Raw genomic sequence first — 16,940 nt, 5'->3', positions numbered from 1 at the left:
CGAGGAACTGGCGAAGGGGGCCGGGCGCATTCAACCGGGCCCGATCTCGAAATCCAGCGTCTGCCAGCCCTGCTGTGCGGCAAGACGGACCAGCTTGCGGCTGCGTCCGATCAGCCAGGATTCATGCGCCAGCGCAAAGGTCGGTGCGTCGCTCGGGTGGTCGGAATAAGCGCGGATATGCACCGCGCCGTCGGCTGCGTTCGCGTCAAGCCACTCGGTCACCCGGCGCGCTTTTTCGGCGCCATAGCAATTTCCGCCGTCGAGCAGCGGGAGCCAGCTGCCATCGGCGGCGCGCCGGTGTCGGGTCGCGACGATCGCGTCGAAACCCAGGGCTTCGGCGATCGCGCCGGCGTAGAATTCGGGCGCCGCTGTCGCCATCAGCAGGCGGTATCCCTCGGCGCGGTCGCGCGCGATGCACGCCTGCGCGCCGGGCGGCACGTCGCGCGATACGCGCCACGCCGCGAAATCGGCGGCGAGCTTATCGGCGCGGGCGGGGGCGATGCTGGCGCCGAGCATCAGGCGAATCGCGGCGGGCTTGAACCGGTCGCGGCCATAGAGGCGCAGCGCATAGCCGATCATCAGCGCTGCGAGCGCCGGAAGCAACAGCACACGCCACCGCGCCTCGCGCCACGCCGCCCACAGCAGGAACAGCGTGAAGGTCGGTCTGCGCAGCACGGTGCGGTCGAGGTCGTAGATCGCGACGCGGATGGGCAGCTCCTCGCTCATCGCTCGGTGGGTCCGATCAGGCGTAATTTACGCGCCGTCTTGCCGAGCGAGGCGCGGTCGGCGAGCGGCAGGGCGAAGCGCAGCGCAAGCCAGATAGCGGCGACGGCGATGAGCGCGAGCAGCGGCAGCGAGATCGGGTCGGGCAAAAGGTCGGCGAGCACCGCCGCCACGCCTGCCACCACTGTGATCGCGATCCCGCGCAACGCTACCGGCAGAAATTGGGCGTCGAAGGGATGAAGCTTTTCGACGATCGCGAGCTGGAGCGTCGGGATGGCGGCCATCGAGACAAGGCCGATCGCGGTCGCGAGCGTTACGCCGGTCAGCGGATCGAGGTGCCCCACGATCAGCCATCCGGCACCCACCGCGAGGGCAACCCCGAAGATGCTGGCGGTAAGCTGTTGGCGGAAAGCGGCGACGACTTGAAGCACCGGCGCCGAAATACCGAGCACCGCTTCGGCGGCGCGCGCGAACAGCAGGATGACAAGTGCGGCTTGTGCCGCCTGCGCCTGATGGCCGAACAGCCCGAGCAGTGACGCGCTGCCCGCGGCGAGCACCGCGGCGAGCGGCAGCGCAATCGCCGAGATCAGCCGCGTCGCATAGGCATAGATGTCGGCGACCTGCCGCCGGTCCTCGCGCTCGGCGCTCGCGGCGAGCGGCGCCATTACGTACGTAAACGCGATGCGCACAAGCTGGACGACGCTCGACAATTTTCGCGCGATCGTGAACAGGCCCGCCGCCGCCGCGCCCGCTGCGCCGGGGAGCAGCATGTTGAGGATGAGTGCGGGCGCATCGCCGAACAGCCGGGCGATGATGTTCGACGGCAGGATCGAAAGCCCCGCCCAGAAAGTGTTGCGCGTCGTTTCGGTAACCCACGGCCCACGCCAAAGGTCGGCGAAGCTATAGTGTCGCGCGAGCAGCCGCACGCTGAGCGCCGCGGTGATCGCGAGCGAACAGAGGTGCGCGATGAACAACCCTTTTAGGCCAAATCCGACCGCGAAAAACAGCCCCGCAAAGACCAGCCGCAGCATCTGTTCCCAGACGATCCGCAGCCGGATTTCGGCCCCGAACACCATCCGCGCGCGCAGCGCCGACGTCGCGATCTCGACAAAGGCCCACAGCGGCAGCGCCCAGACGAAGATGCGGATCGCGGGCGTAACGAGTTCGCGGTCCTTCGCGGCAACATTGAGCAACGGACCGAGATCGGCGGCAAAGACCGAAATGATGGCTGCGACGATGATGCACGGCCCGACGCCGAAAATCATCGCGGTGCGCAGCGCCGCCGCCGCCTCGGCATTGCCCGCCGATTGCGGGACGGTGCGCTGCATCGCGCTGGTCATGCCGAGGTCGAAGATATTTTCGAGCAGGTTCACCGCGGCCCAGAGCACGGCATAGAGACCATAGCCGGCGAGGCCGAACATCAGGACGTAAAGCGGCTGCGCGACGATCTCGACCACTGCGCCGAGGCGCGCCAGCACGGTCGTGCCAAGCCCGCGCGCGACGCTGCGGCTGGTTACGGCGGGTTTGGCGACGTCTTCGCTCATCCTTGCCGCACCTAGCGGCTCGTCCGCCGTGCCGCCAGCGGCTTTCGTGCGCGCATCCCGCTTCACCCCCTTGTCGACTCTTTCAATCGGGTCTAGGCAGCGCGCAATTGCATAGGGAACCCCGCGATATGGCCCAATTTGTCCTGCCCAAGAACAGCCGCCCGCAAAAGACGGGCAAGGTCCACAAGGCCGAAGGCGCCGCGGCGGTGAAGAAATTCAAAGTCTATCGCTACGACCCCGATAGCGGCCAGAACCCGCGTTTCGACACGTTCGAGATCGACACCGAAAAATGCGGTCCGATGGTGCTCGACGCGCTCATCAAGATGAAGAGCGAGCAGGATTCGTCGCTGACCTTCCGCCGTTCGTGCCGTGAGGGCATTTGCGGCAGCTGTTCGATGAACATGAACGGCAAGAACGGCCTCGCCTGCACGACCGCGATCGAGGATCTGAAGGGCGACATCACGATCACCCCGCTGCCGGCGATGGACGTGATCAAGGATCTCGTTCCCGACTTCACCCATTTTTATGCGCAATATGCGTCGATCGAGCCGTGGCTCAAGACCAAGACGACGACGCCGAGCGGCAAGGAACGGCTGCAGTCGCCCGCCGAACGCGAAAAGCTCGACGGGCTTTACGAGTGCATCCTGTGCGCCTGCTGCTCGACGAGCTGCCCGAGCTATTGGTGGAACAGCGACAAGTTCCTTGGCCCCGCGATCTTGCTCCAGGCGTATCGCTGGCTCGCCGACAGCCGTGACGAGATGACCGGCGAACGGCTCGACGAGCTCGAAGATCCGTTCCGCCTTTATCGCTGCCACACGATCATGAACTGCGCCAATGCCTGCCCCAAGGGGCTGAGCCCCGCGCGTGCGATCGCCGAGATCAAGAAGCTCGAGGCCGAGCGGCAGGTGTGAACGACGGGATCGAGGAACCGAAGCGCGGCGACCATTTCAGCGCCGAGGAACTGGACGGCGGCTGGCTGAGCTGGGACCTCAAGGACCCGACGCGCTTCAACAGCTTCATCGAACCGCTGACGGTGCGCGTCGAACCGCCGACGTCCGATGGCCGTCCGTGCGCACGGGTGCGCATGATCCCCGAACGCAAGCACAGCAACCTTGGCGATAACGTCCATGGCGCGGTGACGCTCGCGCTCGTCGACATTGCGCTGTTCGCGGCGTCGCACCAGTTCGGTTCGCTCAACGCGGGCCATTCGGTGACGCTCGACCTGTCGACGCAATTTGTCGGCGCGGGGCGGGTGGGCGAACCGCTCGACGCCGTGGTCGAGCTGGTCCGCGAAACCGGCCGGCTGATCTTCCTGCGCGGCCTTGTCGTGCAGGGCGAGGGCGACAGCCATATCGTACTGACCTTCGCCGGGACGATCCGCAAGGCGAGCGCCAAGTGACCACCGTTCTTGCGGCCTATGACGCGCTTGTCGCGGCGGGGGAGCTGCGCCCCGACCCCGAACAGCGCGCCGCCGCCGAGCGGCTGAACCGATTGCAAGCCGAGCTCGAAGCCGTTCCCAAGCGCGGCAGCCTGCTCTGGCGCCTCGCGGGCCGCAAGCCCGAGGCGCTGCGGGGTGTCTATCTGTGGGGCGCGGTCGGGCGCGGCAAGTCGATGTTGATGGATCTTTTCTACGACCATCTCGCCATCCAGCGGAAGCGGCGCGTGCATTTTCATGCCTTCATGCTCGACGTCCATGCGCGGATGCGCGAGGTGCGCAAGAGCGAGAGCGGCGATCCGATCCCGCTCGTCGCCGATGCACTCGCCGAAAATACGCGCTGCCTCGCGTTCGACGAGATGGTCGTGAACAACAGTGCCGACGCGATGATCCTCTCGCGCCTGTTCACCGCGCTGATCGACCGCGGAGTGACGATGGTCGCGACATCGAACCGGCCGCCGAAGGACCTCTACAAGGACGGACTCAACCGCGAGCATTTCCTGCCCTTCATCGCGCTCGTCGAGGAACGGCTCGACGTGATGAGCCTCAACGGCCCGACCGATTATCGCCGCGACCGGCTGGGCGACGGTGCGCGCTGGTTCGTTCCCGCCGACGATGCCGCGAGTGCGGCGCTGTCGGCGGCTTTCTTCCGCCTCACCGACTATCCGCCCGAGGACCGCGCGCATGTCCCGACGCTCGAGCTCGATGTCGGCGGCGGGCGGATGCTGCACGTGCCGAAGGCGCTGAAGGGCGTCGCGGTCTTTTCGTTCAAGCGCTTGTGCGGCGAGGCGCGCGGGGCCGCCGATTACCTCGCGGTCGCGCGGCATTTCCACAGCGTCATCATCGTCGGCATCCCGCGCATGGGGCCGGAGAACCGCAACGAGGCGGCGCGCTTCGTGACGCTGATCGACGCGCTCTACGAATATAAGGTCAAGCTGCTGGCGAGCGCGGCGGCGATGCCCGATCAGCTTTACATCGCAGGCGACGGCGCGTTCGAATTCGAGCGCACGGCGAGCCGCCTCGCCGAAATGCAGTCGGATGACTATCTCGCGCTAGGCCACGGGTCTGCCGAAGGCGCGATCGCCTAGGCGATCGCGAGGACCAGGCCGCTGGCAATCTTTCCCCATCGTGACGAATTGACCGTCACGGAAATGAGGTCGCGCACATAACGCACCTCATGCGCCAGATGGCCGTACGCCTGCTCGATCGTGCGGCGCAGCGTCCGCAGCGGCTTGGGCGCGGCGACTGCGATCCGCGCCGGGCGCTCGGGCGGTCCGGGCAGCGTCGCGAAGCCGCCGCTGGTCACGCGGGTGTCGTCCGCGACCGCGCGGCATAGCGCCTCCATCCGCGAAATCGCCAAGCCGTTCGGGACTTCGCGGTCGCGGCTCAGCAGTTCGAAGCTGTGGCTGAACGCCGAAAACTGGATCGCGCCGCTCGCCGCGCTGTGATCGAGCGCGTCGCGCATTTCCTCGTCGGACATCGCGCAAAGCTGCGCGGGGCGGAAACGGCTGGCGCGGTCCATCAGCCCGCTGACCGGCACTTCGCACACGCCATGATGGATGCGCATGCCGAGATTGCCGGGGTCGAGCGAGATGTCGCAGCCATGACCCTGGTACGCGCCGTTGAAACTGCTGTCGAAGCGGAAGCCCAGGGCAGCGAGCGCGCGCAGCGTGTCGTCGTTGGCGCCGAAATTTCCGGCACGGAACGCGGTCGGTTTCGGCGCGCCTGCCCCGACGAGGATGTCGCGCGCGAGCGCGATCAGCTTCTTCTGCGCCGAGAGCGGAAAATCGCCGATGTTGCGTCCGGTCAGGCGGCCGACCGGGTTGAAGCGCGCGAAGGCCAGCCATTCGGTGTGGATATGGACCTGCACCTCGTGCCCGCGTGCGACCACCGGCTGGACGATCGCGTCGACCACTTCGGGGCCGTAAACGAGCGCGGGCATCGGATCGATGAAGAACACGCCGGTCAGCCCGTGGCGCTCGAGCATGTCCATCTGGAAGTGGATGCCGAAATCGCCATCGCGGCAGCGGCCGAGGATCGAGCTTTCGAAATTGGCGCGCGCATCGGCGCCGCGCTGGTAAAGGCCGGCCGACAATTCGGTGTCGAAGCTGATGATTGCCCGGGTCATTGTTCCCGCGCGTAGCATGGCAGCGATAAGGGAGGGTTAACCGATTCCTACGCGATCGCCGCGACGACGGGGCGTGCGGCCGCTTCGCGCTTGTCACATCCCGCGCCTATTCCCATCTGGAGAGCGTCGCGCAAGGCGACTTATAGTTATTGCGAACTATTAGCAAAGAAAGCCTGTTTTTCGTCCTTTTCGCGGTTGTTTCGTTAAGGGAATCGGCGTAGGGGCGTCGCCAGTCTTGGGACCGGAGCGGAGCTTTAGCCCGTGCTCCCGCCGGTCTGTGAACCAATTGCCGGGCTTGCCAGGAAGGGAGTGCCGCGCGCCATGGGACGCAAGAAGATCGCTTTGATCGGAGCCGGGAATATCGGCGGAACGTTGGCGCTGCTCGCCGCGCAAAAGGAACTCGGCGACGTCGTCCTGTTCGACGTCGTCGAAGGCGTGCCGCAGGGCAAGGCACTCGACCTGTCGCAGGTCGGCCCGATTGCGGGCTTTGACGCGAAGATCACCGGCACGAACGACTATGCCGACATCGCCGGCGCCGACGTCATCATCGTCACCGCCGGTGTCGCCCGCAAACCGGGCATGAGCCGCGACGATCTGCTCGGCATCAATCTGAAAGTGATGAAGGCCGTCGGCGAAGGCATCAAGGCCAACGCGCCCGACGCGTTCGTCATCTGCATCACCAACCCGCTCGACGCGATGGTCTGGGCGCTGCGTGAATTCTCAGGGCTCCCGCACAACAAGGTCGTCGGCATGGCCGGCGTGCTCGACTCGGCGCGCTTCAGCCACTTCATCGCCGACGAATTCGACGTGTCGGTGAAGGATGTGAACACCTTCGTGCTCGGCGGTCATGGCGACACGATGGTTCCCGTCGTGCGTTATTCGACCATCAACGGCATCCCCGTTCCCGATCTCGTCAAGATGGGCCTGTCGAGCCAGGACAAGATCGACGCGATCGTCAAGCGCACCCGCGGCGGCGGCGGCGAAATCGTTGCGCTGCTCGGCACCGGTTCGGCTTTCTATGCCCCCGCAGCCTCGGGCATCGCGATGGCCGAAGCCTATCTGGGCGACCAGAAGCGCATCCTGCCCTGTGCCGCTTATGTCGACGGCCAATATGGCCTCGACGGCCTGTACGTCGGCGTGCCGGTGCTGATCGGCGCGGGCGGCGTCGAGAAGATCGTCGAGATCGAACTCGACGACGCCGACAAGGCGGGCCTGCAGGTCTCGGTCGACGCGGTCAAGGAACTGCTCGACGCGTGCAAGGCGCTGGATCCCAGCCTCGCTTAATATCCGTGCCCCTGCGAAGGCAGGGGCCCATCACCTGCGCTCGAAAGATCGGGCGGTGGGTGGCCGATACAATTGGAGATGGGCCCCTGCCTTCGCAGGGGCACGAGAAACGGAACGAAATTCATGAGCATTCTCATCGACAAGAATACCAAGGTCATCACGCAAGGGATGACCGGTGCTACCGGCACCTTCCACACCGAACAGGCGCTCGCCTATGGCACGCAGATGGTCGGCGGCGTGACGCCGGGCAAGGGCGGCACGACGCACATCGGCCTGCCGAACTTCAACACCGTTGAAGAAGCCAAGGCCGCAACCGGCGCGACCGCGAGCTGCATCTACGTGCCGCCGCCGTTCGCCGCCGACTCGATCCTCGAGGCGATCGATGCCGAGATGGAGCTGATCGTCTGCATCACTGAAGGCATTCCGGTGCTCGACATGGTGAAGGTGAAGCGCGCGCTGTCGGGCTCGAAGTCGCGCCTGATCGGCCCGAACTGCCCCGGCGTGCTGACCCCCGGCGAGTGCAAGATCGGCATCATGCCCGGCAGCATCTTTTCGAAGGGCAGCGTCGGCGTCGTCTCGCGCTCGGGCACCCTGACCTATGAAGCGGTGTTCCAGACCACCAACGTCGGGCTGGGTCAGACGACCGCGGTCGGCATCGGCGGCGATCCCGTCAACGGCACCAACTTCATCGACGTGCTCGAACTCTTCCTCGCTGACGAAGCGACCAAGTCGATCATCATGATCGGCGAAATCGGCGGCGACGCCGAGGAACAGGCTGCCCAGTTCCTGATCGACGAAGCCAAGCGCGGCCGCAAAAAGCCGATGGCCGGCTTCATCGCGGGCCGCACCGCGCCTCCGGGCCGCCGCATGGGCCATGCCGGTGCAATCGTGTCGGGCGGCAAGGGCGACGCCGAAAGCAAAATCGCGGCGATGGAAGCCGCGGGCATCAAGGTGTCGGCGAGCCCGTCGGAACTCGGCTCGACCCTCGCCGAAGTGCTGAAAGAACGCGTGTAATTCAGATCGCGCCGCTCTTTCATCGTGCCCCTGCGAAGGCAGGGGCCCATCTCCTGCCCGGGCGATGAATGAAGAGCGGCGCAGTCTATATCATGGCGAACCGCAAGAACGGCGCCATCTATACCGGATCGACATCGAAACTGGTGCAGCGGGTTTATCAGCACCGCACGATGTTGATCGAGGGTTTTACGAAGACCCATGGCTGTGTGCTTCTGGTGTGGTTTGAAGCGCATGAGGATTTGCAGGAAGCGCGAAGACGCGAACTGCAGATCAAGCGATGGAAACGAAGTTGGAAGGTGCGGATGATCGAGGAAACAAATCCCGATTGGCGGGATTTGTGGTTCGAGATTCGGGGCTGATGAAAATCTGCTCCGTCGGCACCATGTTTAGGCCCCAGGAGATGGGCCCCTGCCTTCGCAGGGGCACTGCGAGTTTAAGACTATGAACCTCGAACGACAAAGCTTCGACATCGACGAGCCGCAGGCCGGCCCGAGCTGGGCGCCGAAGAACTGGCCCCAGATCGACAGCGACGACCTGACCGCCGCGCTTGACCCGCAGCAGATGCAGGTCGCGGTGAAGGCCGCCGCCGCCAAGGCGGGCGCCGCACTGTCGAATGCCGAAGTCGAGCGCGCCGCCGACGATTCGATCCGTGCGATGATGCTGATCCGCACCTATCGCGTGCGCGGCCACCTTGCCGCCAATCTCGATCCGCTCGGCCTCAGCCAGCGCGAGTTGCCCGCCGATTTGACGCCCGAATATCACGGCTTCGTCGGCGCCGACCTCGACCGCCCGGTTTACATCGGCGGAACGCTCGGCCTTGAAAAGGCGACGATTCGAGAGATCGTCGCGATCCTGCGCGCCAATTATTGCGGCAATGTCGGCCTCGAATATATGCACATCGCCGACATCGAGGAGCGCCAGTTCCTGCAGGAACGGATGGAAGGCGCCGACAAGATCATCGAATTTTCGGTCGAGGGCAAACGCGCCATCCTGAGCAAGGTGATCCAGGCCGAGGAGTGGGAGAAATTCCTCGCGCGCAAATATGTCGGCACCAAGCGCTTCGGCCTCGACGGCGGCGAGAGCATGATCCCCGCGATGGAAGCCATCATCAAATATGGCGCCCAATATGGCGTGCGCGAGATCGTCTATGGCATGGCGCACCGCGGGCGGCTCAACATGCTCGCGAACGTCATGGCGAAGCCGTATCAGGTGATCTTCCACGAATTCGCCGGCGGATCGGCGAACCCCGACGACATCGGCGGTTCGGGCGACGTCAAATATCACCTCGGGACCTCGACCGACCGCGAGTTCGGCGGCGCGTCGGTGCATATGTCGCTCGTCCCCAACCCCTCGCACCTCGAAGCCGCCGACCCGGTGGTGCTCGGCAAGGTGCGCGCGCAGCAGGTCGTGCGCGACGACCTTGCCAAACATGAGCAGGTGCTGCCCGTGCTGATCCACGGCGACGCGGCGTTCGCGGGGCAGGGGATCGTCTGGGAATGCCTCGGCTTCTCGGGCATCCGCGGCTACAACACCGGCGGCTGTATCCACTTCATCGTCAACAACCAGATCGGCTTCACGACCAGCCCGCAATTCGCGCGTTCGTCGCCCTATCCGTCGGACGTCGCGAAGGGCGTGATGGCGCCGATCCTGCACGTCAACGGCGACGATCCCGAGGCGGTGACCTTTGCGTGCAAGCTCGCGATCGATTTCCGCCAGCAGTTCAAGCGCGACGTCGTGATCGACATGTGGTGCTATCGCCGCTTCGGCCACAACGAGGGCGACGAGCCGTCGTTCACGCAGCCGCTGATGTACGCCGTCATTCGCCAGCATCCGCCCGTGTCGCAGCTTTGCGCCGCGAAACTGGAGGCCGAAGGCGTGGTCGATGCGGGTTGGGCCGATGCCCGGCGCGCCGAATTCGTCGCGCGGCTCGAAGAGGATTTCGAAGCGGCGAAGAGCTACAAGCCCAACAAGGCCGACTGGTTCGCGGGCCGCTGGTCGGGGCTGCACGCCCCCGCCGATCCCGAAAACGCGCGCCGCAACATCGCGACGGGCGTGTCGGACAAATTGTTCGATTCGATCGGCCGCACGCTGACGACGATCCCCGATGACGTCGAGGTCCACAAGACGCTGCGCCGCGTGATCGATGCGCGCGGCGCGATGTTCGCGGACAAGAGCGACGGCGAAGTGTTCGACTGGGCGACCGCCGAGAGCCTCGCTTTCGGGACGCTGCTCAGTGAAGGCTATCAGGTGCGCCTGTCGGGCCAGGATTCGGGGCGCGGCACGTTCAGCCAGCGCCACGCCGTCTGGATCGATCAGAAGACCGAAGCCCGATATGTGCCGCTGACGACCGTGCCGCACGGCCGGTTCGAGGTGCTCGACAGCCCGCTCTCCGAATATGGCGTGCTCGGCTTCGAATATGGCTATGCGATGGCCGATCCGAAGAGCCTCGTGCTCTGGGAAGCGCAGTTCGGCGATTTCGCCAATGGCGCGCAGATCATGATCGACCAGTTCATCGCGTCGGGCGAAGCCAAGTGGCTGCGCGCCAACGGGCTCGTGATGCTGCTGCCGCACGGTTACGAAGGGCAGGGGCCCGAGCATAGCTCGGCGCGCCTCGAGCGCTTCCTGCAACTGTGCGCGGGCGACAATATCCAGGTGTGCAATATTTCGACCCCGTCGAACTATTTCCACGTCCTGCGCCGCCAGATGCTGCGCCCGTTCCGCAAGCCGATGATCATCATGACGCCGAAGTCGCTGCTTCGCCACAAGCTCGCGGTGTCGCAGCGTTCGGACTTCATCGGCGACGCGCATTTCCGCCGCCTGATGTCGGATCGCACGCCGCCGGCGGACAAGGACGTCAAGCGCGTCGTGCTCTGTTCGGGCAAGGTCGGTTACGACCTGATGGAAGCGCGCGATGCCGCGGGCCTCACCGACACGACGGTCGTTCGCGTCGAGCAGATCTATCCCTTCCCGGGTGAGCCGCTCGCGGTTCGCCTGAAGCGGATGCCGAACCTCGAAGAGGTGGTCTGGGCGCAGGAAGAGCCGCGCAACAACGGCGCCTGGTTCTTCGTCAACGAACTGATCGAAGAGGCGCTGACCGATGCCGGCAAGAAGGGCATGCGGCCGCGTTACGCGGGCCGCGCCGCCGCGGCGTCGCCCGCGACGGGCCTGATGAGCCGCCACCAGACCGAACAGTCGGCGCTCGTCGCCGACGCGCTCGGCCTGTCGGTTCGCGCCGAAATCCGCCGTACGAAGAATAAAGCTTAAGCCCCCCAAGGAACTGCACCTATGAGCACCGAAGTCAAAGTCCCCACGCTGGGCGAAAGCGTTACCGAAGCGACGATCGGCGAATGGCTGAAGAAGCCCGGCGAAGCCGTTGCGCTCGACGAGCCCATCGCGAGCCTCGAGACCGACAAGGTCGCGGTCGAAGTGCCGTCACCCGTCGCGGGCGTGATGGGCCAGCAACTCGCCGCGGTCGGCGACACGGTCAATGTCGGCGCAGCGATCGCGACGATCGAGGCTGGTGGTGCTGTTGCCGCTCCGGCACCCGCCGCTGCCCCGGCACCCGCGCCTGCCAAAGCTGAAGCCGCCGCGCCGGCTCCCGCGGCATCGGCAGCCCCGGCTGCCGATGGCGTCGACACCGTCACCACCATGTCGCCCGCGGTGCGCCGCCTCGTGCTCGAACATGGCGTCGACCCGACGAAGATTCAGGGCAGCGGCAAGGATGGCCGTCTGACCAAGGAAGATGTGCTCGCCGCCGCCAACAACGCGCCGGCTGCCGCTCCGGCTCCGGCAGCTGCTCCCGCCGCACCCGCCGCGAGCGGTGCGCCCGGCCGTCACGAAGAGCGCGTCAAGATGACGCGTATGCGCCAGACGATCGCGAAGCGCCTCAAGGCGGCGCAGGATACCGCCGCGATGCTGACGACGTTCAACGACGTCGACATGTCGGCGGTGATGGCGACGCGCGACAAATATCGCGAAAGCTTCGAAAAGAAGCATGGCGTGCGCTTGGGCTTTATGAGCTTCTTCACCAAGGCGGTGGCGCTCGCCGCGCATGACATTCCGGCGGTCAACGCGCGCATCGACGGCGACGAGATCGTTTATCACGACTATCTCGACGTCTCGGTCGCGGTCAGCGCGCCGAACGGCCTTGTCGTTCCCGTCGTGCGCAACGCCGACAGCCTGTCGTTCGCCGACATCGAGAAAGCGATCGCCGACCTCGGCAAGCGCGCCAAGGAAGGCACGCTGACGATCGACGACATGACCGGCGGCACCTTCACCATCTCGAACGGCGGCGTGTTCGGCGGCCTGATGTCGACCCCGATCATCAACCCGCCGCAGTCGGCGGTGCTCGGCCTCCACCGCATCGAGGATCGCCCGGTCGTGCGCAACGGCGAGATCGTGATCCGCCCGATGATGTACCTCGCGATGAGCTATGACCACCGCCTGATCGACGGCCGCGAGGCGGTGACCTTCCTGAAGACGATCAAGGAAGCGATCGAAGATCCGACGCGCCTGCTGATCGATCTTTGATCCGATGATGGCGCTCCCCCTCCGCGCGATTCTGTTCTTCGCTGCCGCTGCCGCCCTGGCGGGCTGCAGCGAGGGCGAAAGCCGCATGGCGAAGGGACTCGAGGAGGGACTGAGGACCAGTTTCGTCGAGAGCTTCGGCGAAACGTGCCGCGCCACGGCCGAGGGTGGCGGCGCGGCGGCGGGCCTCGCTGCCGAGGTCTGCAAATGTGCGGCCGGCGAATTGATCAAGAAATATCGCGCATCGGAACTGATCGGCCTGTCGCCCGAAATGGCGGCACCGGTTATGAAGTCATGCGCTGCGAAATCCGGGCTGCCCGTTTGAGCGGATTCGCTCGTTGACGGCGCCAGGCAGAAATTGAGGTAGATTGAACATGGCTGATTACGACTACGACGTCCTTGTCATCGGTTCGGGCCCCGGCGGTTATGTCGCGGCGATCCGCGCGGCGCAGCTGGGCCTGAAGACCGCGTGCGCCGAAGGGCGCGAGACGCTGGGCGGCACCTGCCTCAACGTCGGCTGCATCCCGTCGAAGGCGATGCTCCACGCGTCGGAATATTTCGAAGCGGCGGCCGGCGGCGCGATGGCGGCGATGGGCATCAAGGTGAAGCCCGAGCTCGACCTCCCCGTGATGCACGGTCAACGCAAGGATGCGGTCAAGGGCCTGACCGGCGGCATCGAATTCCTGTTCAAGAAGAACAAGATCGACTGGCTGAAGGGCTATGCCCAGTTCACGTCCAAGGACACGGTCGAAGTCGCGGGCAAGGCCTATCGCGCGAAGAACATCATCATCGCCACCGGCTCGTCGGTGACCCCGCTTCCCGGCGTCGACGTCGATAACGACAAGCAGGTCATCGTCGATTCGACCGGCGCGCTCGAACTCGCCAAGGTTCCGGGTCACATGGTCGTGATCGGCGGCGGCGTGATCGGGCTCGAACTTGGCAGCGTGTGGCGCCGCCTCGGCGCGAAGGTCACCGTCGTCGAGTTCCTCGACCAGATCCTGCCCGGCATGGACGGCGACGTCCGCAAGGAAGCGAACAAGATCCTCAAGAAGCAGGGCATGGAATTCAAGCTCAAGACCAAGGTCACCAAGGCCGACGTCAAGGGCAAGAAGGCCGTGCTGACGCTCGAGCCCGCGGCCGGCGGCGACGCTGAAACGCTCGAAGCCGATGTCGTGCTCGTGTCGATCGGTCGCCGTCCGAATACCGACGGCCTCGGTCTCGACAAGGCGGGCCTCGCGGTCAACCAGCGCGGCCAGATCGAAACCGACCATGATTTTTCGACGCTGGTCCCCGGCATCTGGGCGATCGGCGACGTCATCCCCGGCCCGATGCTCGCGCACAAGGCCGAGGACGAAGGCATCGCCTGCGCCGAGAATATCGCCGGACTGACCGGCATCGTGAACCACGACGTCATCCCGTCGGTCGTCTACACCTGGCCCGAAATCGCCGGCGTCGGCCTGACCGAAGAGCAGGCGAAGGAAAAGGGTGAGGTCAAGGTCGGCAAGTTCCCGATGATGGCGAACAGCCGTGCCAAGACCAACCACGAGCCCGACGGCTTCGTGAAGGTGATCGCTGACGCGAAGAGCGACCGCGTGCTCGGCGTGTGGTGCATCGCGAGCGTCGCGGGCACGATGATCGCACAGGCCGCGCAGGCGATGGAATTCGGCGCGACGTCCGAAGATATCGCCTACACGTGCCACGCGCATCCGACGCATAGCGAGGCGATCAAGGAAGCCGCGATGGCGGTGACGGGCAAGCCGATCCACATCTGACAAAATATAATGGGGGAGAGAATTATGGCGAAGCATTGGCTCTGGGCAGGGGCTTCGCTGACTCTCTCCCTCACCGCGACCGGAGCCGAGGCGGCGCCCGACCTCAATGCTGCCAATGCGCGGCTGACCGCGCTGCTCGACAAAAATTACCCGGCGCTCGATGCGCTCTACAAGGATCTGCACCAGAATCCCGAACTCGGGCTGCAAGAGGTCCGCACCGCGGGCATCCTCGCGCAGCATCTGCGCAAGGCGGGTTTCACCGTGACCGAGAAGGTGGGCGGCACCGGCGTCGTCGGCGTGCTGAAGAATGGCGAAGGCCCCACCATCCTCATCCGCGCCGACATGGACGCGCTGCCGATGGAGGAAAAGACGGGGCTCGCCTGGTCGAGCAAGGCGCGCGCGACCTATGAGGGCAAGGATGTGCCCGTCATGCACGCGTGCGGGCACGACACGCATGTCGCCTATCTGGTCGGCGTCGCGCAGGCGCTCGCCGCAATGCGCGATAGCTGGTCGGGCACGGTGGTGCTGATCGGCCAGCCCGCCGAAGAGATTTTGAAGGGCGCGAAGGCGATGCTCGACGACGGGCTGCTGACGCGCTTTCCCAAGCCCGACTATGGCTTTGCCGCACATGTTCTGAACGGCCCCACCGGCACGGTCGCGATCAAGGCGGGCACCGCCTTCTCCGCCTCCGACAGCTATTCGATCACCTTCCACGGCCGCGGCGGGCATGGTTCGATGCCATCGATGGCGCTCGACCCGATCCCGATCGCGGCGCGCTTCGTGACCGACGTGCAGACGGTGATCAGCCGCGAGAAAGACCCGGCGGCGTTCGGCGTGCTGACGATCGGCGCGATCAACGCGGGCAGCGCGCCCAACATCATTCCCGACAGCGCCGAGGTGAAGGTCAACATCCGCTCGCTGACCCCCGAGGTGCGCCAGCTGCTGCGTTCGGGCGCCGAGCGCTCGGCGAAGGCGGCGGCGATGATGGGCAACGCGCCCGAACCGACGATCACCTATCTGACGGGCACCGCGAGCCTGGTGAACAATGAATCGATGGCGGCGAACGGATTTGCAACGCTGAAGCCGGTGTTCGGCGAACGTCTGCTCTTCGCGCCCGCAAGCGCCGCGCCCGTCTCGGCGAGCGAGGATTATTCGGAGTTCGTCGATGCGGGCATCCCGTCGCTCTATTTCGCGATCGGCGGCTATGATCCCGCGGTGCTTGCCGACCTGAAGGTGAAGGGGCAGCCGGTGCCGACGAACCACTCGCCCTTCTTCGCGCCGAAAGCCGAACCGGTGATCCGGAACGCGGTGGCGGCGATCGTGCTGTCGGTCATCGGTGGTGTGCGCCCCGACGCGAAATAGGGCTTTCAGCGAGCCATCATCGCCTGCCACCGGCGCTGTGCGTCGGCGCTCCACACGTGCTCGGGTGACGGATAGAAATCCGGAACGACCTTTGCGTCGTCGGGAAGAACGACCCACGGCTGTTTGCTTCGCGTGAAAATATGCACATCGGGTGGACATTGGTCGGGGTCGTCGAGCGTGCCGACACGGACGAAGGAGGAGCGGCGGCCCGAACTGGGATAATGGCTCCAGAGTGCGATCCGGCAGGTCGGACAGCGGATGATTTCCTGTCCGCGGCCGCTTTCCGATGGGGTCATGACATAATCCAGCGCGCCTTCGGTCTCGACGCGGTCGCTCTCGATCACGGCGTTGATAACAAAGGCGCTGCCGGTCTCGCGCTGGCACCAGCGGCAATGACAGCAATGGACGATCATCGGTGCCGCGGTCAGCCGGTAACGAACCGCGCCGCAAGTGCATCTGCCTTCCATGACTGCCTCCTCTCCATTGTGCCGTATCGCGCGCGATGATAGCCCGGCGCGCGATGGATACACAAACGCTCGTCCGCCTGCTCGACCTCGTCGGCATCGGCGTCTTCGCGCTGTCGGGCGCGCTCATGGCGGTGCGGCTGCGCCAGACGCTGGTGACCGCCGCCTTCTTCGCACTGGTGACCGGCGTCGGCGGCGGCAGCGTGCGCGACCTGCTGATCGGTGCGCCGGTGTTCTGGGTGCAGGATGGCGCGATCGCGGCGGTGTGCATTGCGATTGCGATGGTCGTCTGGCTCACCCCCGAACGCTGGTGGCAAGGGCAATTGCTCGAATGGGCCGACGCCGTGGGGCTGGCCGCCTATGCGGTGTTCGGCACCGCGAAGGCGCTGGCGTGGGGCGTCCCGCCTGTTCCGGCGCTGATGATGGGGGTGATCACCGGCTGCGTCGGCGGCACGATCCGCGATATCCTGGCCGGGGTGCCGTCGATTATCATGCGGCCCGAAGTCTATGTGACCGCGGCCGCGCTCGCATCGGGCCTGTTCCTCCTGCTGCAATGGCTGGGGACGGGGACGGCGGTCGCGGCAGTCGCGGGCGCGGTCGCGGGCTTCATCCTGCGCGGCGCGGCGATCCGCTGGTCGCTCGCGCTTCCGGCCTATCGCGATCCCAAAGGCGGATAGGCCAAAATCA

The 16,940-nt window shown here is 65.6% G+C and carries 16 protein-coding genes; 12 read left to right on the top strand and 4 right to left on the bottom strand.

Translation table 11 applies throughout. The annotated features are described in order from the left end of the window. Positions 1–30: 30 nt before the first annotated feature. Both ATE70_RS05675 and ATE70_RS05670 read right to left on the bottom strand, forming a co-directional pair. Positions 31–726 (bottom strand): HAD-IB family phosphatase, encoded by a 696-nt coding sequence (locus tag ATE70_RS05675; protein WP_058536928.1) that lies wholly within the window; start codon positions 724–726, stop codon positions 31–33. Beyond that, positions 723–2,267 (bottom strand): lipopolysaccharide biosynthesis protein, encoded by a 1,545-nt coding sequence (locus ATE70_RS05670; RefSeq protein WP_058536927.1) that lies wholly within the window; start codon positions 2,265–2,267, stop codon positions 723–725. The genes ATE70_RS05675 and ATE70_RS05670 overlap by 4 nt, the downstream gene beginning before the upstream one ends. A gap of 128 nt (positions 2,268–2,395) precedes the next feature. On the opposite strand from ATE70_RS05670, the gene ATE70_RS05665 reads away from it, so the two are divergent. From ATE70_RS05665 to zapE, 3 genes are read left to right on the top strand one after another with little or no spacing between them, the layout of a single operon-like run. After that, positions 2,396–3,178 carry a succinate dehydrogenase iron-sulfur subunit gene (locus ATE70_RS05665; protein WP_058536926.1) on the top strand — a complete coding sequence of 261 codons (783 nt, stop codon included), beginning with the start codon at positions 2,396–2,398 and terminating at the stop codon, positions 3,176–3,178. Next, positions 3,175–3,666, top strand: a complete 492-nt coding sequence (locus ATE70_RS05660) for a PaaI family thioesterase (protein WP_197411391.1) — start codon at positions 3,175–3,177, stop codon at positions 3,664–3,666. Before ATE70_RS05665 ends, ATE70_RS05660 begins: the two co-directional genes overlap by 4 nt. Then, a complete protein-coding gene (gene zapE / locus ATE70_RS05655) occupies positions 3,663–4,790 on the top strand; it encodes a cell division protein ZapE (RefSeq protein ID WP_058536925.1) in 1,128 nt (375 codons plus the stop codon). Before ATE70_RS05660 ends, zapE begins: the two co-directional genes overlap by 4 nt. Here zapE and ATE70_RS05650 read toward each other — a convergent pair. After that, on the bottom strand, positions 4,787–5,830 hold the full coding sequence (locus tag ATE70_RS05650) for a polysaccharide deacetylase family protein (RefSeq protein WP_058536924.1): 1,044 nt from the start codon (positions 5,828–5,830) through the stop codon (positions 4,787–4,789). The genes zapE and ATE70_RS05650 overlap by 4 nt on opposite strands. A gap of 321 nt (positions 5,831–6,151) precedes the next feature. On the opposite strand from ATE70_RS05650, the gene mdh reads away from it, so the two are divergent. The 8 genes from mdh to ATE70_RS05610 all read left to right on the top strand — a co-directional run bounded on the left by mdh (position 6,152) and on the right by ATE70_RS05610 (position 15,789). Beyond that, positions 6,152–7,114, top strand: coding sequence for a malate dehydrogenase (mdh, locus tag ATE70_RS05645; protein ID WP_058536923.1), 963 nt, complete (start codon positions 6,152–6,154; stop codon positions 7,112–7,114). 123 nt (positions 7,115–7,237) lie between these two features. Next, positions 7,238–8,128 (top strand): succinate--CoA ligase subunit alpha, encoded by an 891-nt coding sequence (gene sucD, locus ATE70_RS05640; RefSeq protein ID WP_037517798.1) that lies wholly within the window; start codon positions 7,238–7,240, stop codon positions 8,126–8,128. Between the two features lie 68 nt (positions 8,129–8,196). Further along, complete coding sequence (locus ATE70_RS05635) at positions 8,197–8,487, top strand: GIY-YIG nuclease family protein (RefSeq protein ID WP_058536922.1); 291 nt, start codon at positions 8,197–8,199, stop codon at positions 8,485–8,487. Between the two features lie 82 nt (positions 8,488–8,569). After that, positions 8,570–11,392: a 2-oxoglutarate dehydrogenase E1 component gene (locus ATE70_RS05630; RefSeq protein ID WP_058536921.1), complete on the top strand. Its 2,823-nt coding sequence runs from the start codon at positions 8,570–8,572 to the stop codon at positions 11,390–11,392. 21 nt (positions 11,393–11,413) lie between these two features. After that, positions 11,414–12,658 carry a 2-oxoglutarate dehydrogenase complex dihydrolipoyllysine-residue succinyltransferase gene (odhB, locus tag ATE70_RS05625; RefSeq protein WP_058536920.1) on the top strand — a complete coding sequence of 415 codons (1,245 nt, stop codon included), beginning with the start codon at positions 11,414–11,416 and terminating at the stop codon, positions 12,656–12,658. 4 nt (positions 12,659–12,662) lie between these two features. Continuing rightward, positions 12,663–12,980 carry a hypothetical protein gene (locus ATE70_RS05620; RefSeq protein WP_058536919.1) on the top strand — a complete coding sequence of 106 codons (318 nt, stop codon included), beginning with the start codon at positions 12,663–12,665 and terminating at the stop codon, positions 12,978–12,980. A 49-nt stretch (positions 12,981–13,029) separates the two neighbouring features. Continuing rightward, the gene (gene lpdA, locus ATE70_RS05615; protein WP_058536918.1) at positions 13,030–14,427 is read left to right on the top strand and encodes a dihydrolipoyl dehydrogenase; all 1,398 of its coding nucleotides are present in this window, start codon (positions 13,030–13,032) and stop codon (positions 14,425–14,427) included. A 24-nt stretch (positions 14,428–14,451) separates the two neighbouring features. Continuing rightward, complete coding sequence (locus ATE70_RS05610; RefSeq protein WP_082639991.1) at positions 14,452–15,789, top strand: amidohydrolase; 1,338 nt, start codon at positions 14,452–14,454, stop codon at positions 15,787–15,789. Between the two features lie 5 nt (positions 15,790–15,794). Here the strand turns inward: ATE70_RS05610 and ATE70_RS05605 are convergent, their stop codons facing one another. After that, positions 15,795–16,256, bottom strand: coding sequence for a GFA family protein (locus ATE70_RS05605; RefSeq protein WP_058536916.1), 462 nt, complete (start codon positions 16,254–16,256; stop codon positions 15,795–15,797). Between the two features lie 53 nt (positions 16,257–16,309). Between ATE70_RS05605 and ATE70_RS05600 the strand changes: the two genes are divergently transcribed. Then, on the top strand, positions 16,310–16,930 hold the full coding sequence (locus tag ATE70_RS05600; protein ID WP_058536915.1) for a trimeric intracellular cation channel family protein: 621 nt from the start codon (positions 16,310–16,312) through the stop codon (positions 16,928–16,930). The last annotated feature ends 10 nt before the right edge of the window (positions 16,931–16,940 follow it).

It is taken from the genome of Sphingopyxis sp. H053, assembly GCF_001468225.1.
In the GTDB taxonomy this organism is placed as follows: Bacteria; Pseudomonadota; Alphaproteobacteria; order Sphingomonadales; family Sphingomonadaceae; genus Sphingopyxis.
This window is presented reverse-complemented; position numbering and strand designations above follow the sequence as displayed.